Consider the following 437-nt stretch of genomic DNA (forward strand, 5'->3'; position numbering starts at 1 on the left):
GACGGACGCCCGGCGGGACGGGAGCCTGCGACGCAGGGGATTAGGAGGAGTTCCGCCTTCAGGAGGACGCCCGTCCGGGTCGTTCACCTGAAACGCAGGCGGATCGGAGGTCTCACCGGTCACCGTTGTTCAGGGACGAGGGAGGAAATTTAGATGGTTGGAATACGAGACTTGCTGACAGATACATTGCCCTTGAGGGTCGGGTTCCTTCTCACCCACAATTTCACGTTCACCGCGCTGGCAGGGTTCTTGGATGTCCTGCGCTTGTCCGCGGACGACGGCGACACCAGTCGGCCGATCAAGTGTCAATGGCACATCATGTCGATGACGGGAGAACCCATTCGCTCGAGCTGCGGTACCTCGGTAAACCCGTCCTGCGGCTTCGTGGATCCGGAAAAGCTGGACCACGTGGTCGTCGTCGGCGGTCTGCTTCATTC

Annotated in this window: 1 pseudogene; it reads left to right on the forward strand. The window is 60.6% G+C overall.

Annotated features, from left to right (window positions below):
• Positions 1 to 171: 171 nt before the first annotated feature.
• Positions 172 to 437 (forward strand): annotated as a pseudogene (locus CEV33_RS00840) (GlxA family transcriptional regulator); the annotation flags it as partial.

Origin of the sequence: Brucella grignonensis (assembly GCF_002252505.1) — a bacterium.
Classification (GTDB): Bacteria; Pseudomonadota; Alphaproteobacteria; order Rhizobiales; family Rhizobiaceae; genus Brucella; species Brucella grignonensis.